General features: G+C 65.7%; 22 protein-coding genes. 13 read left to right on the forward strand and 9 right to left on the reverse strand.

The window, feature by feature from the left end; translation table 11 throughout:
- Positions 1 to 20: 20 nt before the first annotated feature.
- On the reverse strand, positions 21 to 1,664 hold the full coding sequence (locus AC1RUR_RS21930) for an acyl-CoA dehydrogenase family protein (protein WP_492847722.1): 1,644 nt from the start codon (positions 1,662 to 1,664) through the stop codon (positions 21 to 23).
- 20 nt (positions 1,665 to 1,684) lie between these two features.
- Positions 1,685 to 2,443, reverse strand: coding sequence for a M15 family metallopeptidase (locus AC1RUR_RS21935; protein ID WP_492847877.1), 759 nt, complete (start codon positions 2,441 to 2,443; stop codon positions 1,685 to 1,687).
- A 225-nt stretch (positions 2,444 to 2,668) separates the two neighbouring features.
- On the opposite strand from AC1RUR_RS21935, the gene AC1RUR_RS21940 reads away from it, so the two are divergent.
- The 4 genes from AC1RUR_RS21940 to AC1RUR_RS21955 all read left to right on the forward strand — a co-directional run bounded on the left by AC1RUR_RS21940 (position 2,669) and on the right by AC1RUR_RS21955 (position 6,979).
- On the forward strand, positions 2,669 to 3,616 hold the full coding sequence (locus AC1RUR_RS21940) for an aspartate carbamoyltransferase catalytic subunit (RefSeq protein WP_492825366.1): 948 nt from the start codon (positions 2,669 to 2,671) through the stop codon (positions 3,614 to 3,616).
- 5 nt (positions 3,617 to 3,621) lie between these two features.
- A complete protein-coding gene (locus AC1RUR_RS21945; RefSeq protein WP_492847879.1) occupies positions 3,622 to 4,923 on the forward strand; it encodes a dihydroorotase in 1,302 nt (433 codons plus the stop codon).
- A 32-nt stretch (positions 4,924 to 4,955) separates the two neighbouring features.
- Entirely contained in the window at positions 4,956 to 5,552 is a 597-nt protein-coding gene (plsY, locus tag AC1RUR_RS21950; protein ID WP_492847724.1) for a glycerol-3-phosphate 1-O-acyltransferase PlsY, read from the forward strand.
- Between the two features lie 212 nt (positions 5,553 to 5,764).
- The gene (locus AC1RUR_RS21955; protein ID WP_492847726.1) at positions 5,765 to 6,979 is read left to right on the forward strand and encodes a patatin-like phospholipase family protein; all 1,215 of its coding nucleotides are present in this window, start codon (positions 5,765 to 5,767) and stop codon (positions 6,977 to 6,979) included.
- Here the strand turns inward: AC1RUR_RS21955 and AC1RUR_RS21960 are convergent.
- From AC1RUR_RS21960 to AC1RUR_RS21970, 3 genes are all read right to left on the reverse strand, one after another.
- Entirely contained in the window at positions 6,971 to 8,215 is a 1,245-nt protein-coding gene (locus tag AC1RUR_RS21960; RefSeq protein ID WP_492847728.1) for an amidase, read from the reverse strand. The two genes, AC1RUR_RS21955 and AC1RUR_RS21960, sit on opposite strands and share 9 nt — an antisense overlap.
- Positions 8,216 to 8,223: 8 nt before the next feature.
- Positions 8,224 to 8,505, reverse strand: coding sequence for a DUF6959 family protein (locus AC1RUR_RS21965; RefSeq protein WP_492847730.1), 282 nt, complete (start codon positions 8,503 to 8,505; stop codon positions 8,224 to 8,226).
- Between the two features lie 205 nt (positions 8,506 to 8,710).
- Complete coding sequence (locus AC1RUR_RS21970) at positions 8,711 to 9,514, reverse strand: hypothetical protein (RefSeq protein ID WP_492847732.1); 804 nt, start codon at positions 9,512 to 9,514, stop codon at positions 8,711 to 8,713.
- A gap of 64 nt (positions 9,515 to 9,578) precedes the next feature.
- Here AC1RUR_RS21970 and dprA point away from each other — a divergent pair, with 64 nt between their 5' ends.
- Positions 9,579 to 10,721 carry a DNA-processing protein DprA gene (gene dprA / locus AC1RUR_RS21975; RefSeq protein WP_492847881.1) on the forward strand — a complete coding sequence of 381 codons (1,143 nt, stop codon included), beginning with the start codon at positions 9,579 to 9,581 and terminating at the stop codon, positions 10,719 to 10,721.
- Between the two features lie 264 nt (positions 10,722 to 10,985).
- On the opposite strand, the gene AC1RUR_RS21980 is transcribed toward dprA, so the two are convergent.
- Positions 10,986 to 11,408 carry a winged helix-turn-helix transcriptional regulator gene (locus AC1RUR_RS21980; RefSeq protein ID WP_492847734.1) on the reverse strand — a complete coding sequence of 141 codons (423 nt, stop codon included), beginning with the start codon at positions 11,406 to 11,408 and terminating at the stop codon, positions 10,986 to 10,988.
- Between the two features lie 83 nt (positions 11,409 to 11,491).
- Here AC1RUR_RS21980 and AC1RUR_RS21985 point away from each other — a divergent pair, with 83 nt between their 5' ends.
- Positions 11,492 to 12,100, forward strand: coding sequence for an FMN-dependent NADH-azoreductase (locus tag AC1RUR_RS21985; RefSeq protein WP_492847736.1), 609 nt, complete (start codon positions 11,492 to 11,494; stop codon positions 12,098 to 12,100).
- 60 nt (positions 12,101 to 12,160) lie between these two features.
- Here AC1RUR_RS21985 and AC1RUR_RS21990 read toward each other — a convergent pair whose 3' ends face one another.
- Positions 12,161 to 12,343, reverse strand: a complete 183-nt coding sequence (locus AC1RUR_RS21990) for a hypothetical protein (RefSeq protein WP_492847738.1) — start codon at positions 12,341 to 12,343, stop codon at positions 12,161 to 12,163.
- Between the two features lie 179 nt (positions 12,344 to 12,522).
- A complete protein-coding gene (locus tag AC1RUR_RS21995) occupies positions 12,523 to 13,296 on the reverse strand; it encodes an SDR family oxidoreductase (protein WP_492847740.1) in 774 nt (257 codons plus the stop codon).
- 134 nt (positions 13,297 to 13,430) lie between these two features.
- Between AC1RUR_RS21995 and AC1RUR_RS22000 the strand changes: the two genes are divergently transcribed.
- Entirely contained in the window at positions 13,431 to 13,898 is a 468-nt protein-coding gene (locus AC1RUR_RS22000; protein ID WP_492847742.1) for a winged helix-turn-helix transcriptional regulator, read from the forward strand.
- Positions 13,899 to 14,074: 176 nt separating this feature from the next.
- Positions 14,075 to 14,659: a flavodoxin family protein gene (locus AC1RUR_RS22005; RefSeq protein ID WP_492847744.1), complete on the forward strand. Its 585-nt coding sequence runs from the start codon at positions 14,075 to 14,077 to the stop codon at positions 14,657 to 14,659.
- Positions 14,660 to 14,953: 294 nt separating this feature from the next.
- Here AC1RUR_RS22005 and AC1RUR_RS22010 read toward each other — a convergent pair whose 3' ends face one another.
- Positions 14,954 to 15,193, reverse strand: coding sequence for a hypothetical protein (locus AC1RUR_RS22010; RefSeq protein ID WP_492847746.1), 240 nt, complete (start codon positions 15,191 to 15,193; stop codon positions 14,954 to 14,956).
- 228 nt (positions 15,194 to 15,421) lie between these two features.
- On the opposite strand from AC1RUR_RS22010, the gene topA reads away from it, so the two are divergent.
- The 5 genes from topA to AC1RUR_RS22035 all read left to right on the forward strand — a co-directional run bounded on the left by topA (position 15,422) and on the right by AC1RUR_RS22035 (position 23,331).
- A complete protein-coding gene (topA, locus tag AC1RUR_RS22015) occupies positions 15,422 to 18,166 on the forward strand; it encodes a type I DNA topoisomerase (protein ID WP_492847748.1) in 2,745 nt (914 codons plus the stop codon).
- 19 nt (positions 18,167 to 18,185) lie between these two features.
- Positions 18,186 to 20,543: a ribonuclease R gene (gene rnr, locus AC1RUR_RS22020; protein WP_492847750.1), complete on the forward strand. Its 2,358-nt coding sequence runs from the start codon at positions 18,186 to 18,188 to the stop codon at positions 20,541 to 20,543.
- The gene (locus AC1RUR_RS22025; protein ID WP_492847752.1) at positions 20,537 to 20,977 is read left to right on the forward strand and encodes a DUF983 domain-containing protein; all 441 of its coding nucleotides are present in this window, start codon (positions 20,537 to 20,539) and stop codon (positions 20,975 to 20,977) included. The genes rnr and AC1RUR_RS22025 overlap by 7 nt, the downstream gene beginning before the upstream one ends.
- Before the next feature lie 31 nt (positions 20,978 to 21,008).
- Positions 21,009 to 21,758 carry an NUDIX hydrolase gene (locus AC1RUR_RS22030; RefSeq protein WP_492847754.1) on the forward strand — a complete coding sequence of 250 codons (750 nt, stop codon included), beginning with the start codon at positions 21,009 to 21,011 and terminating at the stop codon, positions 21,756 to 21,758.
- Between the two features lie 247 nt (positions 21,759 to 22,005).
- Positions 22,006 to 23,331, forward strand: a complete 1,326-nt coding sequence (locus AC1RUR_RS22035; protein ID WP_492847756.1) for an LLM class flavin-dependent oxidoreductase — start codon at positions 22,006 to 22,008, stop codon at positions 23,329 to 23,331.
- Positions 23,332 to 23,354 lie beyond the last annotated feature (23 nt).

A 23,354-nucleotide genomic window follows, 5' to 3' on the forward strand; every position in this document is an offset into this window, starting at 1 on the left:
CTGGCTTTCGTTTGGAAGGCTCAAGGCAGCGCCCGCTCCAGCAGCGCGCGCACGTCGGCGCTGTCGAGCTCGACGGCGCCGTACATGCTGGCGTGGTTCGTGGCGAGGCGCGTGGCGGCGAACAGCTCGGCTTGACGCGGCGACACGCCGTTCAACGCCGCAGCCGCCGCAAGCAGCGCCAGCGTCTCGACCGCAAGACGCGCGACACGTTCGCCGTCCGCGCGCCGAAAAGTCTTTCCGATGAACGCGACGGCCTCTCCTGCCCCTGGCAGACCTTTGGTCTCGGTGGCAAGCGATTGCAGCGCCGTCATCGCGGCCTCCGGCTCGCGCGACAGCGCGCGCAGCACGTCGAGGCACATGACGTTGCCCGAGCCCTCCCAGATCGCGTTGACCGGCGCCTCCCGGTAGTGGCGCGCCAGAATGCCGTCCTCGACATAGCCGTTGCCGCCGAGGCACTCCATCGCCTCGTACAGGAACGGTGGCGCGTTCTTGCAGGTCCAGTATTTGATCGCGGGGGTCAGCAGCCGCATATAGGCGGCCTCCGCCGCATCGTGCGGCGTGCGGTCGAAGGCGCGGCAGAGCCGCATCACCAGGGCTGTGCTGGCCTCCACATGCAGCGCCATGTCCGAGAGCACGGCCTGCATCAGCGGCTGATCGGCAAGATGCTTCTGGAGCACGCTGCGGTGACGGGCGTGATGCAGCGCGTGCGCCAGCCCCGAGCGCATCAGGCCGGTGGAGGCAATCGCGCAATCCTGCCGCGTCAGCTGCACCATCTGGATGATGGTGCGGATGCCCTTGCCCGGCTCGCCGACCACGTCCGCATAGGCGCCGGCGAACTCGACCTCGGAGGACGCATTGGAGCGGTTGCCGAGCTTGTCCTTCAAGCGCTGGAACTGGATCGCGTTGACGGAGCCGCCGGGCGTAAAGCGCGGCATGAAGAAGCAGGTCAGCCCCTCCTCGGCCTGCGCCAGCACCAGGAACGCATCGCACATCGGCGCCGACATGAACCATTTGTGGCCGGTGATGCGATAGGCATCGCCGTCACGCACCGCGCGCGTCATGTTGGCGCGCACGTCGGTGCCGCCCTGCTTCTCGGTCATGCCCATGCCGAGCGTCATGCCGCGCTTGTCCCACCACGGCGCAAACGTCGGATCGTAGCTCCTGGTCGACAGCACCGGCATCACCCGCGCCAGAAGATCCGGCTGCATCGCCAGCGCGGCGACGGAGGCGCGCGTCATCGTGATGGGACAGAGATGTCCGGTCTCGACCTGCGCGGCGATGTAGAATTTTGCCGCGCGGATAACCTCGGCGGCATCGCCCGCCGGCTTCCCCTCCGCCGTCCAGGTCGAATTGTGCACGCCGGCATGCGCACTGTGCGCCATCAGCTCGCGATAGGCCGGATGAAACTCGACCTGGTCGCGGCGATGGCCCTTGGCGTCGAAGGTCCGCAGCTTCGGCGTATTCTCGTTCGCCACGCGCCCGCGATCGGCCATCGCGGCCGAGCCCCAATGCCTGCCGAACTCGGACAGCTCCCGCTCCGCCGCCGCGCCGCCATTGGCCTTGACCGCCGCGACCAGCGGCCGGTCCGCGGCGAACAGATCGACGTCTTCGAACGGCGGCGACTGATTGAAAACCTCGTGAGTTGCAAAGCTGGGCTGGGTCATCTTGCTTTCCCGGCGCGGAATCAGTTCCGCCGCGGCTGGATCGGGAAATCATAGGCCGCCCCGCCTGCCCCCGGCAGGGAAAAATGCCACCACTCCTTCGAATAGTTCACAAAGCCTTGCCTGGCCATCGCAGCCACCAGCCGCTTGCGCCAGGCGCGCTGGTCCGGATTGATCGACGGTGCCGCGGTATGGCCCTTCGTGTCCGTGCAGTCGTAGCCGGTACCCATGTCCACGCTGCCCTCCGGCGGCCGCGCCTCGACCGGCGCCGTGCAGTCGGCATAGGCTTTCGACGGATCATATGTGCGGGAATTGTCGGCTTTGAGATCGACCAAAGTGAGATCGAGCGCCGCCCCCGTGGAGTGCTGCGAGCGGCTCGCGATGTAGCCGAGGCGGAACAGCTCGGTCTTGGGAATCCTGGGATTGTAGCGCCGCTCGGCGGCGGTCTCGCGGCCGTTCTGCGACCACGCGACCATGTCGAGCGAGGCCCGCGCCGGCCGGTAGCAGTCGAACATCTTGAGCGAGAGGTTTTGTGCGGCGAGGTCCTGCTGGACCGCCTTCAGCCGCAACCCCACCTCCCGCTTCACCACGCACTCGCCGGCGCCGTAGCCGGCGAGCGGACGGCCGACGAAATTGTTGGAGGTCGCGTAGCGGATGTCCTGGATGATGCTGGGATCGATGTCGCGCAGATAGACGAATCCGCCGGGGAGCGATTGGGCCGAAGCGGACGAGGCGGTGGCGATTGCGATGATTGCCAATCGAATTGATTTCACGAAATGCATCCCACTCGTCATGGCCGGGCTTGTCCCGGCCATCCACGGCCTTTTTACGTCAAATGCAATCGACGTGCGTGGCTGCCCGGGACATGGGAGAGCGGAAGCGACGCCGTCCTTCGGACGGCTCTATGCCCGGGCATGACGGAGAAATCAGCACTAGCAGGGGATAACTCCCCGCCCCGGCATTGGCCCTTGCTCCATCAGCCATCCCCGCCTATAGCTCTCGTTTTAATGACATCGAAATCGACCTTCGTCCTCGGCCACCGGCATTTGCTGGGCATCGAGGGCCTTTCCGCGGCCGATATCACCGGCCTGCTCGACCTGTCCGAAGAATATGTCGAGCTCAACCGCCAGGTTGACAAGAAGCGCACCGTCCTGCGTGGACGGACGCAGGTGAACCTCTTCTTCGAGGCCTCCACCCGGACCCAATCCTCGTTCGAGCTCGCCGGCAAACGGCTGGGCGCCGACGTCATGAACATGTCGGTGTCCTCCTCGTCCATCAAGAAGGGCGAGACGCTGGTCGACACCGCGATGACGCTCAACGCCATGCACCCCGATATTCTCGTGGTCCGGCATCACGCCTCAGGCGCGGTGGAACTGCTGGCCCGCAAGGTTGACGGTTCCGTGATCAATGCCGGCGATGGCGCGCACGAGCATCCGACCCAGGCGCTGCTCGACGCACTGACCATCCGCCGCAACAAGGGCCGGCTCGAGGGCCTCGTGGTCGCGATCTGCGGCGACGTGCTGCATTCGCGCGTCGCCCGTTCCAACATCATCCTGCTCAACACCATGGGCGCCCGCGTCCGCGTCGTCGGCCCCTCCACGCTGCTGCCGCCCGGCATCGAGCGGATGGGCGTCGAGGTCGCGCGCGACATGCGCGAGGGGCTGAACGGCGCCGATATCGTCATGATGCTGCGGCTGCAGCGCGAGCGCATGAACGGCTCCTTCGTGCCGTCGACCTCCGAATATTTCAACTATTTCGGGCTGGACCAGAAGAAGCTCGCTTACGCCAAGCCGGACGCGCTCGTGATGCATCCCGGCCCGATGAACCGCGGCGTCGAGATCGACACCGCGGTCGCCGACGGTGCGCAATCGCTGATCCGCGAACAGGTCGAGATGGGCGTGGCCGTGCGCATGGCCGTGCTCGAAGCGCTCGCCCGCAATTTGCCGAACGCGTGATGCTCATGCTGACTGACCGCCGTCCCATCCTGCTCGCCAACGCCCGGGTCGTCGATCCCTCCAGGGATTTCGACGGCCCCGGCGATGTCCTGATCGCCGACGGCATCATCCGCGAGACCCGCCGCGGCATCGGCGCGGCCGGCGTCCCCGAGGGTACCGACGTCGTCAACTGCGCCGGCAGGATCGTGGCCCCCGGCCTGATCGACATGCGCGCCTTCGTCGGCGAGCCCGGCTTCAGCCATCGCGAGACCTTTGCGTCCGCGAGCCAAGCCGCGGCGACCGGCGGCATCACCACCATCATCTGCCAGCCCGAGACGGAGCCGGTCATCGACAATTCGGCGACCGTCGACTTCGTGATGCGCCGCGCCCGCGACACCGCGATCGTCAACATCCAGCCGATGGCGGCGCTGACCAAGGGCATGCGCGGCGAGGAGATGACCGAATTCGGCCTGCTCAAGGCCGCAGGCGCCATCGCCTTCAGCGACGGCGACCGAAGCGTCACCAACGCCCAGGTGATGCGCCGCGCCCTGACCTACGCGCGCGACTTCGACGCGCTGATCGTGCACCACACGGAAGATCCCGATCTCGTCGGCGAAGGCGTGATGAACGAGGGCGAGTTCGCCTCGCGGCTCGGCCTGATGGGCATTCCGAACGCGGCGGAAGCCGTGATGCTGGAACGCGACATGCGCCTCGTCGCGCTGACCGGCGGCCGCTATCACGCCGCCTCGCTGTCCTGCATCGACTCGCTCGACGTCCTGAGGCGCGCCCGCGACGCCGGGCTCGCCGTCAGCGCCTCGGTCTCAATCAACCATCTTGCGCTCAACGAGAACGACATCGGGCCCTACCGGTCGTTCCTGAAGCTGTCGCCGCCGCTGCGCACCGAGGACGACCGCCGCGCTCTGGTCGCAGCCGTCGCCTCCGGCCTCATCGACGTCATCATGTCCGATCACAATCCGCAGGACGTCGAGGTCAAGCGCCTGCCCTTCGCGGAAGCCGCCCCCGGCGCCATCGGGCTCGAGACCATGCTGCCGGCGGGCCTTCGTCTCGTCCACAATGACGAGCTGGACCTGAAGACGCTGATCCGGGCGATGTCGACCCGACCGGCCGAGATCCTGGGGCTGCCAGGCGGAACCCTGCGCACCGGCAGCCCCGCCGACGTCATCGTGATCGACCCCGATGTTCCCTGGGTGGTCGATCCCGCCGACCTCAAGTCGCCCTGCAAGAACACCCCGTTCGACGAGGCCCGCTTTACAGGCCGCGTGGTGCGCACCATTGTCGGCGGACGCACGGTCTACGAGCATGTCTGACGGGCGGAGCTGCAGCCGAGGACTTCGCAAACATGGGGCTTGAATTGTTTCTGCCGGTGGCCTTCGTCATCGGCTACCTGCTCGGCTCGATTCCGTTCGGGCTGATTCTGACCAGGCTTGCCGGCACGCAGGATATCCGCTCGATCGGCTCAGGCAGCATCGGCGCCACCAATGTGCTGCGCACGGGACGTAAGAGCCTTGCCGCGGCAACCCTGCTGCTCGATGCGCTCAAGGGCACCGCGGCCGTGATCGTCGCCGGCTCCATCGCCGGCCCCAATGCCGCGATGGTGGCCGGGCTCGGCGCCTTCCTCGGCCATCTCTTCCCTGTCTGGCTCAAGTTCAAGGGCGGCAAGGGTGTTGCGGTCTATATCGGCATCCTGCTCGGCCTGTTCTGGCCGGCCGCGCTGGTGTTCTGCCTGCTCTGGTTGGCGACCGCCTTCACCACCCGCTATTCCTCGCTCTCGGCGCTGGTGGCGTCCTTCATCACGCCAATATTCCTGTGGTGGTTCGGCCACCTCGCATTGTCTGCGCTGTTCGCGGTGCTGACGCTGCTCTTGTTCTATGCGCATCGCGAGAACATCAAGCGGCTGCAATCGGGCAAGGAAAGCCGGATCGGCGAGAAGGCCTAGGGCGTTTTCGAGCGACGCGGATACCGGTTCGCGTCAGGAAAACGCGTCAAAACAAAATCTACGGCCGGGAAAAAGTACGGATACCGCCGCGCCCCTTCCGCATTATATGCCAAATCCTGTTCGCAACTCGGACACTCATCGTGGCCGGAGTGGCGAACGGGTTCCATGCCTGTCATCCTGACGGCGAACATGGCGTTACGCGGTTGCTCAGAATGAGCGAGAAGATTGTCGGCGCGGAGATCGACGGTGGTTCGCAAGGTGCGGCGCGCACCGCGGCAAGCCGGTTGCTGTCGACGACGGACATCTGGTCCGGTGCACCCTCGCTGCCTCCCGCCCGGGAGCCAGCCGCCGTTTCACCGCCAGCGCCGCCGCCTGTTCCCATTGCGCAAACGCCGCAGCCTGTCGCTGTTGCGACCGCCGGCGCGCCGGTCGCGCGCGGTCCGGTCCGCACCGAACAATGGCCGCCGCGAAAACTCTCGCTGGCGCTCCAGGGCGGCGGCACCTTCGCCGCCTTCACCTGGGGCGTGCTGGAGCGGCTGCTGGAACAGCCCGATATCGAGATCGACACGATCAGCGGCGCCAGCGCCGGCGCCGTCAATGCGCTGCTGCTCGCCTGCGGCCTCGCCGAGGGCGGCCGTGAAGCGGCGCGCGCGCGGCTGAACCGGTTCTGGGTCCGCCTGATGCACGAGGCCTCGTTCCGCTCGCTGATGCTGGTCGGCGGCTTTTCGCCGGCGGGAAGCTCGGTCGCGTTCGGGCCGACGCTGCGCTCCGGCCAGTTCGATCCATTCGATCTCGATCCGCTGCGGCAGGCGCTGTCGCGCGACATCGATTTCGCGGCGTTGCGCGCGGCGAACTCGCCAAGGCTGCTGATCGCGGCGACGCGGATCCGTGACGGGCAGCAGCAGATTTTTCGCAATGACGCCATCACCGCCGACGTCGCGCTGGCCTCGACCTGCCCGCCCCTGGTCCACTGCGCCGTCGAGATCGACGGCGAGGCCTATTGGGACGGCGGCTTCGGCGGCAATCCGCCGCTCCTGAAGCTGGTGCAGGAGACGGCGGCACCCGACCTGCTGCTGGTCCAGCTCACCCCGTCCCGCGACAGTTTCGTGCCGATCACGCTCGCCGCCATCGACCGCCGGCTCGATCAGATCACCGCGAATGCCGCGCTCAATGCCGAAATTGCGGCGATCGCATGGGCGCAATCCCACGCCGCATGCGCGCTGCGGTTCACCAGGATCGCGGCAGAAGATTCCGTTGAAGGACTTGCGCAGCGCAGCTCGGCCGATCTCGGCCGCGGCTTCATTCGCCTGTTGCACCGGAGCGGCCGCGGGGCCGCCGAGCGCTGGCTCGGGCAAGGCGCAAATGGCAGCGCTGCGCCGCCCGCATCCGGCGCGCGCATCGTGTCCGCGGAACCTGCGCTAGCCTGATTTCGCCAACGCCTCCTCCAGGAACCACGCCGCCGCAAGTGCGCCGGGATCATTGCCGAAGCGCGCAATCACCTGCACGCCGATCGGCAGGCCAGCCACTTTCAGCACCGGCACGTTGACGCAAGGATTGCCCATCAGCGTCCAGAGCCGGTTGTAGCGGGGCGAGCCGGTCGAGGCGAGTTCCTTGGCGGGCGCGGTGCCCGGCGCCGAATAGGTCAGCAGCACGTCGAGCCCTTCGAACAGCTCGCCGAGCTCGCGGCGGCCACGACGGGCGATGCGGCGCGCGTCGTCATATTCCCTCGGCGTCAAGCCGACGGTCTCATCGAGGCTGGCGCGCAGCATCGGCGCGATCTCGTCGTGATGCTCCGAAAACTCCCAGGCGAGCGCGCGATGCGCCTCAAAGTCCTGGATGATGGGGTGGATGCGCCAGGCCTCCTGCACGGCCTCGGGCAGGTCGATGGTCTGCACGCTGGCGCCGGCTTTCTCGGCCGCCTTGATCGCGGCCTGCAAGCCCTCCTCGGCCGCCGGCTCCACGGCCTCGGCAAATTCCTGCCTGACCACGCCGATGCGCGGCGCCCTGGCCGGAACGATGCCGTCGAATTCGGTGCGCCCTGTGATCCCCAGCAGTCCGCGCGCAAGATCCTCCGCGCGCGATCCGAACAGGCCGACCGTGTCGAGCGCCCATGAATAGCACTTCACGCCGATGGTCGGCAGCATGCGGAACGACGGCTTGATCGCGGCAGCGCCGCAATAGGCGGCGGGCCGGATCACCGAGCCGCCGGTCTGGGTGCCCAGCGCCAGCGGGATCATGCCCGCGCCGACCGCCGCCGCCGAGCCGGAGGATGAGCCGCCCGGCGTATGGCCGAGATTGTGCGGATTGAGCGTCGCCGTCGGATCGCGCGAGGCGAACGCCGTGGTCGTGGTCTTGCCGATGATGGTGGCGCCGGCCCGCTTCAGCATCATCACGACAGGCGCATCGCTGCGCGGCTGCCAGCCGCGATAGATCTGCGAGCCCATCTCGGTCGGCATATTCGCGGTGTCGATGATGTCCTTGATCCCGACCGCGATACCGCGCAGCGGGCCGGAGGCCTGCGCTCTTGCCGATTTGTCGTGGCGGACGAAGGCATGAACGTCCTTCTCCTTGGCCTCGATCGCCGCGTGCGACTGGGCGATGGCGGCATCGGGCGAAAGCTCGCCCGCTTCAATGCGGCGCTGGAGATCGGCGAGTGAGATCATGGGGATTCCTAAGTAAAGGTGCCTCGGTCGCTGAACGGCAGAGGCAAGCCGTGCTCATCCAGGACGGCCTTGTAATGATTGAGGTACGACCAAAGCCGATTTCTGAACTCGTTGGCATTCTCGTACGCTTCTGACGAGCGGTCGAGGGCCGAACAGGCATCGTCTGCCATGCGACAGAGCGAGTGGAGCGTATCCCCCTGAATCAGCAGGCCGGGAAAACGCCGTCCCGGGTGACGCATCACCGCCGCGTTCGTGGTGTCCGCGAAAATCTCGACCGGTTCGACACGCATTCCAATGCCTCAGAAACCAATCCGCTTGGTCACTATCCATCTATTAGGCTGTCGCAGCCGGGTCCACCCCCTTCCCCACGCCCTCAGGTTGTTCCATTCTGCACCCGCAAGGAGACGCTCGTGGACGCCATCAACCCAAGCGTGGAGCTGACCGAAGCCGACCGGATCGACCGCCTGCGGCTGGTCCGCTCCGACAACTGGACGCCTATTTTGCGCCAACAACGACTCTAACTAAATCTTCCGGCATCGATGGATCGATGCCGGAGCTGACACCAATAATGTTGGTGTCCAATCCCGCCATTAAAGCTGAGCCAACAATATCCATCGGTTCATCTGATGGTCGTCTAAAGACGAAAAATCCGCCTTTCTTCCCGATGACGGTAATACCCTCGGGGCGAGCCTCTCGGGGAAGCTCATCTATCGCCCTTGGGTTCGTCACTTTCCACCCTTCGCCCGGCATGTCTCCACTCAAGCAGGACGCAATTATCGATGCGAGCCAATCGCCATCCGGAAAGCCTTTCAACCAGAGCACCTCCGCCCTACCTTTGGGCCTATCTTTCAAGGCATTTTTGCAGGAGGAATGGCTTAACATCAGCAGCCCGCGCGGCATGTTCCGCTTTTCGTTCCTCTCTTCCACCTCTGCCAGCTTTGTTCTGGCCTCCAAGTTCGACCTAGTTAGCTCCGCGATCCTCTCGTTTGCTACGGCAATTCGTTCGCTGGAATGCCTGCGATCCTCCGCCCAGTGCTCCTCCTTAATGTCAGTTGTTTGAACAATAACAAAGGTAGCGACCACACCACCCAATAGGCAGAGCAGTAGCGTCCAATTGGCGATCGAGCCGATCAGCGTCGCGGCGGCCAGCGACATGCCTGCAAACGGCCACATCAAAATCCCCCATGGTTTATCGGAGGCATTATACTCATTGCAGTGGCGAGCTGTCTGGCTCTTTTCAACCAGACGGTGATTGTAAGACGCAAATATCGAGAATGGCGAGGCCGCCAAAAACGCCAAATCCCCTCCAACCCTGCCTGTTCGAGACGCCACGCCCCTGTTGCCCACGCCCTCAGGTTGCTCCATTCTGCGCCTGCAAGGAGACACCGTGGACGCCATCAACCCCAGCGTGGAGCTGACCGAACCTGATAGGATCGACCGCCTGCGGCTGATCCGCTCCGACAATGTCGGGCCGCGCACCTTCCGTTCGCTGGTCGATCATTTCGGCAGCGCGCGCGCCGCGCTGGAGCGGCTACCTGATCTGGCGCGTCGTGGCGGTGCGCAGCGATCGGGGCGCATCTGTAGCGCGGATGAAGCCAGGGCCGAGCTCGCCGCGAGCCGCAAATTCGGCATCGCCTGGGTCGCGCCGGGCGAGGATAGCTATCCGTCACGGCTGGCGATGATCGACGATGCGCCGCCGCTGCTTGCCGTGCGCGGTGACAACACGACCCTGATGCGGCCGATGATTGCGATCGTCGGCTCGCGCAATGCCTCCGGCGCCGGCTTGAAATTCGCCGGCCAGTTGGCCCGCGAACTTGGCGAAGCCGGCTTCATCATCATCTCGGGGCTCGCACGCGGTGTGGACCAGGCCGCGCACCGCGCGAGCGTCGCAAGCGGCACCATCGCGGTGCTTGCCGGCGGCCATGACTGCATCTATCCGCCCGAACATGGCGACCTGCTCGCCGCGATCCTCGATCATTCGGGCGCGGCGATCTCGGAAATGCCGCTCGGCCACGAGCCGCGCGCCCGCGACTTTCCCCGCCGCAACCGGCTGATCTCGGGCGCATCGCTCGGCGTGGTCGTGGTGGAGGCCGCGCACCGCTCGGGCTCGCTGATATCAGCGCGCATGGCGGCCGAACAGGGCCGCGAAGTGTTCGCCGTTCCCGGCTCGCCGCTCGACCCGCGCGCCGCCGGCACCAACGACCTGATCAAGCAGGGCGCAACGCTCGTCACCGAAGCTGCCGACATCATCAACGCCGTCGCACCGATCATGGAGCGCCCGCTGATGCGTCCGGCAAGCGAACCCGACAGCGAGCCGTTCGAAAGCGATCCGCAAGGGCATGACCGCGACCAGATCACCGGCCTGCTCGGCCCCGTGCCGATCGGGATCGACGATCTCGTGCGGATGTCCGGCGCCTCGCCGGCGATCGTGCGCACCGTGCTGCTGGAGCTCGAGCTCGCCGGCCGGCTCGAACGCCACGGCGGCGGCTTGGTGTCGCTGCTCTAGAGAGCTGGCCCGTCCTCTTACCCTCCCCCGGAGGGGAGGGGCGATCGCGCGAAGCGCGAGCGGGGTGGGGTGATCTCTCAACACGGGCAGTATCGAGGTGGAGAGACTGTCACCCCACCCCGTCTCGCATTTCGCTGCGCTCTATGCGAGCCGACCCTCCCCCTCCAGGGGAGGGTGAACCGCGCGATGCGAGCAACGTGCCTACTGCTCACTCCAGTGAGAAGTGCCCCCGGCTCACATCGGTCAACCGAGCCTGATTCCGCTCTAGCCGTCGCCGCGCTTGTCGAAGCGCGTCCGTGCGGCCTCGATCTGCGGCAGATGCTCCATCGCCCACCGGCCGAGCGCCTCCACGGGCTGCGACAGGCCGCGGCCGAGATCGGTCAGCTCATAGTCCACGCGCGGCGGAATGGTCGGAAAGATGGTGCGCGTGACGAGGCCGTCGCGCTCGAGGCCCCGCAACGTCAACGTCAGCATCCGCTGCGAGATGCCGTTGATCATGCGCTTCAGCTCGTTGAAGCGCTTCGGTCCGTCGCCGAGCATCATGATGACGAACACGCTCCATTTGTCGCCGACGCGGGACAGCACGGAGGCGACCCCGCGGCAGTCCGCATGGTTGGGATCCGGCTTTTGATCCGACCTTGGCGAAGCAGGCAGATCGATGTGCGCAGGTTTCAGGGATGTGCCCATGGCTCAAAAAAGTGCGTTCTTGCGGGGATTCTAGCAGTCACTCATGTAGTCCTGGTTACAAACTTATACCATGGGTGACCTCAATGAAACTCCTCCATATCGACTCCAGCGTACTCGGCCCCCACTCCGTCTCCAGGCAGGTTTCCGCCGCCATCGTCGACCGGCTGCGCCACGCGACGCCTTCGCTCGACATCGTCTATCGCGACCTGACCCAGACCCCGCTCGCCCACCTCTCCGGCTCGCATCTGGCGGCAGCCCAAGGCGCGCCTGCGCCGGCGGAGCTCGGACCGGACCTTGCCGCAAGCGTGGCCGTGCTGAACGAGTTCCTTGCTGCCGACATCGTGGTGATCGGCGCGCCCATGTACAATTTCACGCTTCCGAGCCAGCTCAAGGCCTGGATCGACCGCATCCTGGTGGCGGGGAAGACGTTCCAATATGGCGCGAACGGACCGCAGGGCCTTGCCGGTGGCAAGCGCGTGATCGTCGCGATCTCGCGTGGCGGCTATTACAGCGCGGGCTCGCCGGCCGCAGCGCTGGAGCACCTCGAGACGTACTTGCGCGGCGTGTTCGCCTTCATGGGCATCACAAACCCCGAATTCATCATTGCCGACGGCATCCAGGTTGGCCCGGAGCATCGTGAGAAAGCGATTGCCGGCGCGCTCCAGGCGGCCACCAGCCTGCACGCGGCCTGAGACCACGCCAACCGCAACAGCCGCTGCCGAATTCCGGTGGCGGCTGACAGGCCGGCCGGACTAAAACCAGGCGCCCTGCACGCCGAGGATGACGGCGATCAGCGAAATGAACAGGCCGATGCCGGCAAAAATCGCGACCCCGATGAACTCGGAGGTGTCGGAGCGCTTGGCAGGAATGGCGGAATGTTCGGTGTAAATACGCGGTTCTGAAATCGACGAAAAAATGCGAGCTGCCTTTGGCATCACGGGCTCCTCAATAATAATGAGTCTTGTGACCCCCTGCCCGTAAAAGTGTCTTGGCAAGTTGCGCCAAGGTTCAACCTCATGACGCAAGGTTCAGAAAATACACCCTGCAAGATGAGGGAACCGGCCGGCGCAACCAATGTCGTCGCGCCGACCGATTCAATTTGCACTTGATTTGATCAGCCGCGATAGATCGGCGCCCCGCTCGGAGAAGCCACCGCGCCGCCGTCGACGAAGATCTCCTGGCCCTGCACATGCGCGGCATCATCGGAGGCGAGGAACAGCACGGTCTTGGAAATGTGATCGGGTTCACCGATGCGGCCGAGCGGCGTCGACAGCGCGATCCGCTTCTCGAACGCCTTCTCGGCTTCGGGCGTCGCAATCGCGGCACCCCAGATCGGCGTGCGGATCGCGCCGGGCGCGACCACGTTGACGCGGATGCCGCGCGGCGACAGCTCCGAAGCCATGATCCGCGCCATTGCCCGCACACCGGCCTTGGCCGCGCCATAGGCCGAGTAGCCGGGAATGCCGAGCACCGAGATCACCGAGCCGTTGAGGATGATCGAGGCATTGTCGTTGAGATGAGGCAACGCGGACTGCACGGTGAAGAACACGCCGGTGAGGTTCGTGCTGATGACCTTTTCGAACACCTCCAGCGTCGCGGCACCGAGCGGCGTGCTGCCGGGAATGCCGGCATTGGCGAACACGATGTCGAACTTGCCGAACTTTTCGGCGCCCTGCCTGATCGCGGCTTCGGTCGCGGCGATGTCGGTGGCATCAGCGGCGACCGCGAGCGCATTCGGACCGAGCTCCTTCGCGGCAGCCGCCAGCGTCTCCTTGTTGCGCCCGGTGATCACCACCTTGGCGCCCTCGGCCACGAACAGCTTTGCCGTCGCAAGCCCGATTCCGCTGTTGCCGCCGGTGATCAGGGCCGTCTTGTTCTTCAGTCTCACGCTCGCCTCCAGTGGTTGCATAATGAAACTACATTGCCATCTAGGCCACTTGGTTTTATGATGCAACCACACAAGCGCGTGATCGCCACCGGAATCGGGCGAACGCAACAGGACCAGGCAACAGGACCAGAACGATGGTGAAACGAACCAGCTTCGAGGGCGACACCTGCCCGATCGCGCGCTCCCTGGAAGCGATCGGCGACTGGTGGGCGCTGCTGATCATCCGCGAGGCGCTGTTCGGCCTGCGCCGCTTCGGGGAATTTCAGAACAAGCTCGGCATGGCCAGGAACATCCTGTCCGCGCGGCTGCGTGCGCTGGTCGACCACGGCATTCTGGAAACCGCCCCCGCCTCCGACGGCAGCGCCTATTCCGAATACGTGCTGACGCCGAAGGGCCGCGGCACCTTCCCGATCCTGGTGGCGCTCCGGCAATGGAGCGAGGAATTCGACGACCACCCCGAGCAGATCGCAACCATCCTGGTCGATCGCGAGAAAGGCCGGCCGGTGCGCAAGCTCGAGCTGCGCGCGGAGGACGGCCGGCTGCTCAGCCAGCCAGACACCGCGCTGAAGCCGCGGCCCGCACCGCGCCGACGATCGGCCTGATCGCTCGGTTCGTAGCCCGGATGGAGCAAAGCGCAATCCGGGGCCGCTTTATCCGCGGCGAGAATCCCGGATTACGCTTCGCTCCATCCGGGCTACGTTGCTGCCGCCACTGCGAAGGACTTGTACAAGATATCAATGGCGCTGAAGATGGCTCGACACCCCAAAGTGGCGCCATCATGCCCCTACTCGCCATCGTCTATTTTTCCATCTCCGGCACCACCGAGAAGCTGGCGCATGCGGCGGCGCGCGGAGCGCATGGCATGGCGGACGTCGCGCTTTGTCGCATCACGGGCGACGACATCGTGTCAGGCCGGTTTCAGAACGAGCGGTTGCTGGAGACGATTGACGGCGCGAGCGCCGTAGCATTTGGCAGTCCCACCTACATGGGCGGACCTGCGGCCCAATTCAAAACCTTTGCAGACGCTTCGAGCGGCAGATGGAGCAAGCAGGCCTGGGCCAACAAGTTCGCAGCCGGGTTCACCACGGGCGCCTGCGCAAGCGGCGATCAACTCCACACATTGACCTACTTTTCCATTATGGCCGCGCAGCACGGTATGCTTTGGTGCGGACTGGATATTCCAGGCGGGGAGGATCTCAGTGGCCGGAATCGTCTAGGCAGCCAGCTTGGCCTGGCGACGCATTTGGTCGACGGTTCGTTGCCGCAGAGCGACGTCAGCACGGCCGAATATCTCGGCCAGCGATTGGCCAAGATGGCAGGCCGTAACGAAGCAGCGCGCTCCAATCTTACACCGTCACCCTGAGCGTTTCCCGTAGCCCGGATGGAGCAAGGCGCAATCCGGGGCCGCTTTATCCGCGGCGAGAATCCCGGATTACGCTTCGCTCCATCCGGGCTACGCGCTCAAATCTAGCACCGTCAGCCTGAGGTGGCCGCTTCTTCAGCGGCCCTCGAAGGGCGACGGCCCGGCTGCATCAGCGAGGCCGCTCATCCTTCGAGGCTCGGCTTGCGATGCCTTCGCATCTCAGGCCTCACACCTCCAGCGACGAGCGCTATGCGCTCGCGCGGGGATGACGGGGCTGATATTGGCCGCGCCCCCTCACGACAGCTTGCGCTTGGTCCGCAGCCGCAGATGCTCGTCGGCCTCGAGCTGGGTCATTCCCAAGAGATAATGCAACACATCGAGCCTGTGGCGCTCGGCGAGCTTGCGCAACACGGCCACCTGCTCGGCGATGAAGGCAACCGCCTCGTCGGCCCCGCCTTCCCCCGGTTCCTCGTGGCGCGAGCCCCCCGGCGCGCCTGATGCGGCGCGCGCCCGTTTCTTTCCTGGCCTAGTCACCAGACCCCACCCCGAATCCATGCCCCACGGGAACATTACGCTCACATCGATCGCAACTCCAAGGTGGTATTTTGCAACTTTCTCGATATGAAACTTTTCCCATTGCGGCGGCTTCCCACACCCCTCGATTTGACAGCGACGGTCTCACCACCCATGTTCGGGTCGAAAGGGCCGACCCGAATCTCGTCGAATTCGGCCCAGAATTTCCCCGTAAGTCACTGGAACTACATGAATATCGTCATTGTGGAGTCGCCGGCGAAAGCCAAGACGATCAACAAGTATTTGGGCTCGTCCTATGAGGTTCTGGCCTCGTTCGGCCATGTCCGGGACTTGCCTGCGAAGAACGGCTCCGTCGATCCCGACGCCAATTTCAAGATGATCTGGGAGGTCGACCCCAAGGCGGCCGGCCGGCTCAACGATATCGCCAGGTCCCTGAAGAATGCCGACCGCCTGATTCTGGCGACCGACCCTGATCGCGAGGGCGAGGCCATCTCCTGGCACGTGCTGGAGGTGATGAAAGAGAAGCGCGCGCTGAAGGACCAGAAGATCGAGCGCGTGGTGTTCAACGCCATCACCAAGCAGGCGGTCACGGATGCGATGAAGAACCCGCGCCAGATCGACGGCGCGCTGGTCGACGCCTACATGGCGCGCCGTGCGCTGGATTATCTGGTCGGCTTCACGCTCTCCCCCGTGCTGTGGCGCAAGCTGCCGGGCGCCCGCTCGGCCGGCCGCGTGCAGTCGGTGGCGCTGCGGCTGGTCTGCGACCGCGAGCTGGAAATCGAGAAGTTCGTTGCGCGCGAATATTGGTCGCTGATCGCGACCCTGCTGACGCCGCGCGGCGACGCGTTCGAGGCCCGTCTGGTCGGCGCCGACGGCAAGAAGATCCAGCGTCTCGACATCGGCACCGGCACAGAAGCCGAAGACTTCAAGAAGGCGCTGGAAGCGGCCAGCTACGCCGTGACCGCGGTCGACGCCAAGCCGGCGCGGCGCAATCCGCAGGCACCCTTCACCACCTCGACGCTGCAGCAGGAAGCCAGCCGCAAATACGGCTTTGCGCCGGCGCACACCATGCGCATCGCGCAGCGCCTCTATGAGGGCATCGACATCGGCGGCGAGACCACCGGACTCATTACTTATATGCGTACCGACGGCGTGCAGATCGATCCGTCCGCCATCACCCAGGCGCGCAAGGTGATCGGCGAGGATTACGGCAACGCCTACGTCCCGGACGCTCCGCGCCAGTACCAGGCCAAGGCCAAGAACGCCCAGGAAGCGCACGAAGCGATCCGCCCGACCGACCTGTCCCGCCGTCCCGACAGCATGAGCCGCAAGCTCGATTCCGATCAGGCCAGGCTCTATGAGCTGATCTGGAAGCGCACCATCGCGAGCCAGATGGAATCGGCCGAGCTGGAACGCACCACCGTCGACATCACGGCGAAGGCCGGCGGTCGCACGCTGGAGCTCCGCGCCACCGGCCAGGTCGTCAAGTTCGACGGCTTCCTCGCACTTTATCAGGAAGGCCGCGACGACGAGGAGGACGAAGACTCCCGCCGCCTGCCCGCGATGAGCCCGAACGACGCGCTCAAGCGGCAGTCGCTCGCCGTCACCCAGCATTTCACCGAGCCGCCGCCGCGCTTCTCGGAGGCTTCGCTGGTCAAGCGCATGGAGGAGCTCGGCATCGGCCGGCCCTCGACCTATGCCTCGATCCTCCAGGTCCTGAAGGACCGCGGCTACGTCAAGCTGGAGAAGAAGCGCCTGCACGGCGAGGACAAGGGCCGCGTCGTGGTCGCGTTCCTCGAAAGCTTCTTTGCCCGCTACGTCGAGTACGACTTCACCGCCGGCCTCGAGGAGCAGCTCGATCGCATCTCCAACAACGAGATCTCCTGGCAGCAGGTTCTGAAGGACTTCTGGACCGGCTTCATCGGTGCCGTCGACGAGATCAAGGATCTGCGCGTCGCCCAGGTGCTCGACGTGCTCGACGACATGCTGGGCCAGCACATCTATCCGCCCCGCAGCGATGGCGGCGACATCAGGCAGTGCCCGAGCTGCGGCAACGGCCGGCTCAATCTCAAGGCCGGCAAGTTCGGCGCCTTCGTCGGCTGCTCGAACTATCCGGAGTGCCGCTACACCCGCCAGCTCGCCGCCGACAGCGAGGCGACCGCCGACCGTTCGCTGGGCCAGGATCCTGACACGGGTCGCGATGTCTGGGTCAAGGCCGGCCGCTTCGGCCCCTATATCCAGCTCGGCGAGCAGAAGGATTACGAGGAAGGCGAGAAGCCGAAGCGCGCGGGCATCCCGAAGGGCACCTCGCCCGGCGATGTCGAGCTCGAGCTTGCGCTCAAGCTGTTGTCGCTGCCGCGCGAGATCGGCAAGCATCCGGAGACCGGTGAGCCGATCACCGCGGGTCTCGGCCGCTTCGGACCGTTCGTGAAGCACGAGAAGACCTATGCCAGCCTGGAGGCCGGCGACGAGGTGTTCGACATCGGCCTCAACCGTGCCGTGACGCTGATCGCGGAGAAGGTCGCCAAGGGCCCGAGCCGCCGCTTCGGCGCCGACCCCGGCAAGGCAATCGGCGATCATCCGACGCTCGGCACCGTCACCGTGAAGAGCGGCCGTTACGGCGCCTATGTCACCGCCGGCGGCGTCAACGCGACGATCCCTGCCGAGTTCGAAAAGGACACCGTCACGCTGCCGCAGGCGATCGCGCTGATCGACGAACGCGCGGCCAAGGGCGGCGGCAAGAAACCGAAGAAGGCGGCGGCCAAGCCGGCCAAGGCCAAGAAGACTGCAGCGAAGGCCGCCGACGGCGACGATGCTGCAGCGAAACCCAAGAAGCCGGCCGCGAAGAAAGCCGCGGCCAAATCCGAATCCACCAGCAAGGCGCGCGCCGCAGTGTCGTCGACCGCAAAGACGTCGCCGACCAAGGCGGCCGCCGCCAAAGCTCCGGCCAAGAAGAGTGCCGGCAAGACTTAGATCAAGAGTTAGAGGTTAAGTGAAACGCAAGAATGACCATGGCTTTCCCGACAGGCAAGCCATCGTCGCCTTCATCAAGGCAAACCACGGAAATGTCGGCACCCGCGAAATTGCGCGCGAGTTCGGCCTGAAGAACGCCGATCGCATCGAGCTCAAGCGCATGCTGCGCGAGCTCGCCGACGACGGCACCATCAAGAAGAAGCGCCACAAGGTCTCGGAGCCGGATACCCTGCCGACGACGCTGGTCGCCGACATCAGCGGCCGCGACGCTGACGGCGAGCTGATCGCCTCCCCGACCGAATGGGACGAGGTCGAAAGCGGCGAGCCGCCAAAGATCCTCATCGTGATGCCACGCCGGCCCAAGCCTGGCACCGCGGCCGGCGTGGGCGATCGTACCCTGCTGCGCGTCGAGCGCACCGACGAGACCGACGGCCCGGCCTATCGCGGCCACATCATCAAGGTCTTCGACAAGGCCAAGAGCCGCATCCTCGGCGTGTTCCGCGAGCTTCCCGAAGGCGGCGGACGGCTGATCCCCGTCGACAAGAGGTCTGCCGACCGCGAATTGAACATCGCACCGGCCGACACGCATGGCGCCCAGGACGGCGACCTCGTCAGCGTCGACATCGTCCGCACGCGCAGCTTTGGGCTCGCCTCAGGCCGGGTCAAGGAGAAGCTCGGCTCGGTCAAGTCGGAGAAGGCGATCAGCCTGATCGCGATCTACGCGCACGACATCCCGCTGCAATTCCGCCCCGCGGCCGAGCGCGAAGCCGAAGCCGCGGAGCCAGCCAACCTGAAGGGGCGCGAGGACTGGCGCGACGTCCCGCTGGTCACCATCGATCCGCCTGACGCCAAGGATCACGACGACGCCGTGCATGCGCAGGCGGATCCCGATCCGAACAACAGGGGCGGCTTCATCGTCGACGTCGCCATCGCCGATGTGAGCTTCTACGTCCGGCCGGGCACCGCGCTCGACCGCGACGCGCTCGACCGCGGCAATTCGGTCTATTTCCCCGACCGCGTCGTGCCGATGCTGCCCGAGCGCATCTCCAACAATCTGTGCTCGCTGGTACCGGGCGAGCCGCGCGGCGCGCTCGCGGTGCGGATGATCATTGCCCCCGACGGCCGCAAGCGTTCGCACAGCTTCCACCGTATCCTGATGCGATCGGCGGCCAAGCTGAGCTACGCGCAGGCGCAGGCCGCGATCGACGGCCGGCCTGACGATACCACCGGCCCGCTTCTTGATCCTATCCTCAAGCCCCTCTACGCCGCCTATGCCTGCGTCAAGCGCGCCCGCGACGAGCGCGATCCGCTCAATCTCGACCTGCCCGAGCGCAAGATCCTGCTGAAGAGCGACGGCACGGTCGACCGCGTCGTCGTCCCCGAGCGTCTCGATGCGCACAAGCTGATCGAGGAGTTCATGATCCTCGCCAACGTCGCGGCGGCCGAGATGCTGGAAAAGAAATCGCTGCCGCTGATCTACCGCGTGCATGACGAGCCGACGCTGGAGAAGGTCCACGCGCTCGCCGAGTTTCTGGAGACGCTCGACGTTCCCTTCGCCAAGTCAGGCGCGCTGCGCCCCGCCCTGTTCAACCGCGTGCTGGCCCAGCTCGAAGGCCACGACCACTTCCCGCTGGTGAGCGAAGTCGTGCTGCGCGCCCAGGCGCAGGCGGAATATTCCTCCGAGAATTACGGTCATTTCGGCCTCAACCTGCGCCGCTACGCGCACTTCACCTCGCCGATCCGCCGCTACGCCGACCTCGTCGTGCACCGCGCGCTGGTCCGCGCGCTCGGCCTCGGCGAAGGCGCGCTGCCCGACAGCGAGACGCCGGAAACCTTAAGCGAAGTCGCCGCCCACATCTCGGTGACCGAGCGGCGCGCGATGAAGGCGGAGCGCGAGACCGTGGACCGGCTCATTGCTCATCACCTGGCTGATCGCATCGGCGCGAGCTTCCAGGGCCGCGTCTCCGGCGTCACGCGCGCCGGCCTGTTCGTCAAGCTGAGCGAGACCGGCGCCGACGGCCTGATCCCGATCCGATCCCTCGGCACGGAATATTTTAACTATGACGAGGGCCGCCACGCCCTGGTCGGCACGCGCAGCGGCACCATGCATCAGCTGGGTGACGTGGTCGACGTCCGTCTGATAGAAGCAGCTCCCGTCGCAGGCGCGCTGCGCTTCGAGCTGCTGTCGTCGTCATCGACCGGCGAGACCGCGCCGCGGGGGAACCGCAGGCCATCCGGTCCGCAACGCCGTCCCTCGTTCAAGGCGCATCCCGGACGCAGTCCGGCGAAGAAGCACAAGCCGGCGAAGCAGAAGAAGCCCGGCAAGGGGAAGAAGAACAAGGGAAAAGGCGGGGGTCAGAAGGGCAAGGCATGGTGACGATGAGCACGGCGCCAAAAATCTGGACGCGCGAGACCGGCCTCGTCGAGAAGCGCGACGTCTGGACGGCGATGAAGCGCGGCTTTCGCGGCCGCTGCCCGCGCTGCGGCGAGGGAAAACTGTTCCGCGCCTTCCTGAAGACCGCGGACAATTGCGCGACCTGCGGCCTCGATTTCACGCCGCACCGCGCCGACGACCTGCCCGCCTATCTCGTGATCGTCATCGTCGGCCACATCGTGGTGCCCACGGTCCTCTGGATCGAGACCAATTACACCACGCCGGTCTGGATCAGCTTCGCGGCCTACCTGCCCTTCACGTTCCTTGCCTCGCTCGCGCTGCTCCAGCCGGTCAAGGGAGCTGTGGTCGGCTTGCAATGGGCTCTGCGCATGCACGGCTTTGACGACAACCCTCCGGATGGTATTCCGCCGGTGTAGGCAGATAAGCAAAAGCGGTTTGGGTGAGGACATGACGGATATTGCGCAGGCGGAGAAGGCAAAAATCCACGAGGGCAAGGAAGCCGACCATCATCCCTATTTCCGCCCGAAGGATGCGGCGACGCTGATCCTGGTCGATCGCAGCGGCACCATTCCAAAAGTGCTGGTCGGCAAGCGCCACGACAAGGTGGTGTTCATGCCCGGAAAATTCGTCTTCCCCGGCGGCCGTGTCGACAAGACCGACTACCGGGTGCCGTGTGCGGCGCCCATCACTGCGGAGCTGGAAGCCAATCTCGCCAAGGGCAGCCCCAAGACGCCGGCCTCACGCGCAAAATCGCTCGCCATTGCCGCGATCCGCGAGGCCTGCGAGGAGACCGGCCTCTGCCTCGGCCGCAAATCTGAAGGCAAGGCGCCGAAGCTCGACGGCGCCTGGAAGCCGTTTGCGGATGCGGACCTCCTGCCCGATCCCTCCAGCCTGTTCCTGATCGCGCGCGCGATCACCCCGCCCGGCCGCGTCAAGCGGTTCGACACCCGCTTCTTCACCGCGGATGCCTCCGCGATCACCCACCGCGTCGACGGCGTGATCCATGCCGACGCGGAGCTCGTCGAGCTGGTCTGGGTCGAGCTCGGCTCCAAGCCGCTCGCCGATCTGCATCCGATGACGCGCAACGTGCTCAACGAGCTCGACACCCGCCTCGCCACCGGCCCGCTGCGCCACGACGCGCCGGTGCCGTTCTTCCATTTCTACGGCGGCAAGATGCAGAAGGATGTTTTGAGCTGAGGGCTCTTGTAGCCCGGATGGAGCGCGCTCCAGCCGATCGCGCATTCCTTCAAGCGTCGTCCGCGTCAGGCTCGGTGCCGACCAGGGCGCGCGCCTCCGTCCCCACGTCATTCCGGAGCGCCGCGGAATGACGCGATTGTGCTGAGCTGACGGCGAAAAACAAAAAATTCTTCCCGCCTCCCCCAATGGCGCAGTTCCGCGGCGTGCCTATGTCTTCCCGAGCGTCACCAGAAACGGACAACGGGCGATGGCACAACGGCAACTCAAGCTTGGCGCGTTCATGCGCCCGATCAGCATCCACACCGGCGCCTGGCGCTATCCCGGGGCCTGGCCCGACGCCAATTTCAACTTCGGGCACATCAAGACGCTGATCCAGAAGCTCGAGGCCGGCAAGTTCGACGCCTTCTTCATGGCCGATCACCTCGCCGTGCTGAACATGCCGGTCAACGCGCTCAAGCGCAGCCACACCGTGACGTCGTTCGAGCCGTTCACGCTGCTGTCGGCGCTGTCGGCCGTCACCGAGCGGATCGGCCTGATCGCGACGGGCTCGACCACCTTTGACGAGCCCTATCACGTCGCGCGCCGCTTCGCCTCGCTCGACCATCTCAGCGGCGGGCGTGCGGGGTGGAACATCGTCACCACCTCGAACCCCGATGCCGCGCTGAATTTCGGCCTCGACGACCACATGGAGCACGCCGAGCGCTACAAGCGTGCCCGCGAATTCTACGACGTCGTCACGGGCCTGTGGGATTCCTTCGCCGACGACGCCTTCGTGCGCGACGTCGAGAGCGGGCTGTTCTTCGATCCCGCCAAGATGCACACGCTCGACCACAACGGCAAATATCTGAAGGTGCGCGGTCCCCTCAACATCGCCCGTCCCGTGCAGGGCTGGCCGGTGATCGTGCAGGCCGGCGCCTCGGAAGACGGCAGGCAGCTTGCGGCGGAGACCGCGGAAGCCGTCTTCACCGGCGGCGGCAGCCTTGCCGACGGGCAAAAGCTCTATGCCGACATCAAGGGCCGCATGGAAAAGGTCGGCCGCGACCCCGAGCATCTCAAGATCCTCCCCGGCGCCTTCGTCGTGGTCGGCGACAGCGTGGATGAAGCCAAGGAGAAGCGCGCGCTGCTCGACAGCCGCGTGCACTATGATAGCGCCATCGCCTCGCTATCCGTCATCCTCGGCACGGACGCCTCCGGCTTCGACCCGGATGGCCCACTCCCCGAGATCCCCGAGACCAATGCCAGCAAGAGCGGCCGCCAGCGCATGGTCGACCTCGCCGCGCGTGACAAACTCACCGTGCGCCAGCTCGCCCAGCGCGTCGGCGGCTATGGCGGGCTCGCCTTCGTCGGGACCGCCAAAACCATCGCCGATCAGATGGAGGAATGGCTGGTCGGCCGCGGCTCCGACGGCTTCAACATCATGTTCCCGTTCCTGCCCGCCGGCCTCGACGATTTCGTCGACAAGGTGGTGCCGGAGCTCCAGCGCCGCGGGATCTTCCGGAAAGAATACGAGGGGGCCACTTTGAGGGAGAATCTGGGCCTGCCGCGGCCGAAAAACCGGTTCTTCGAGGCGTAGTGTTTTTGACGCCCGAGATCACC

Source organism: Bradyrhizobium sp. GW821-FHT12B03, from assembly GCF_058807535.1.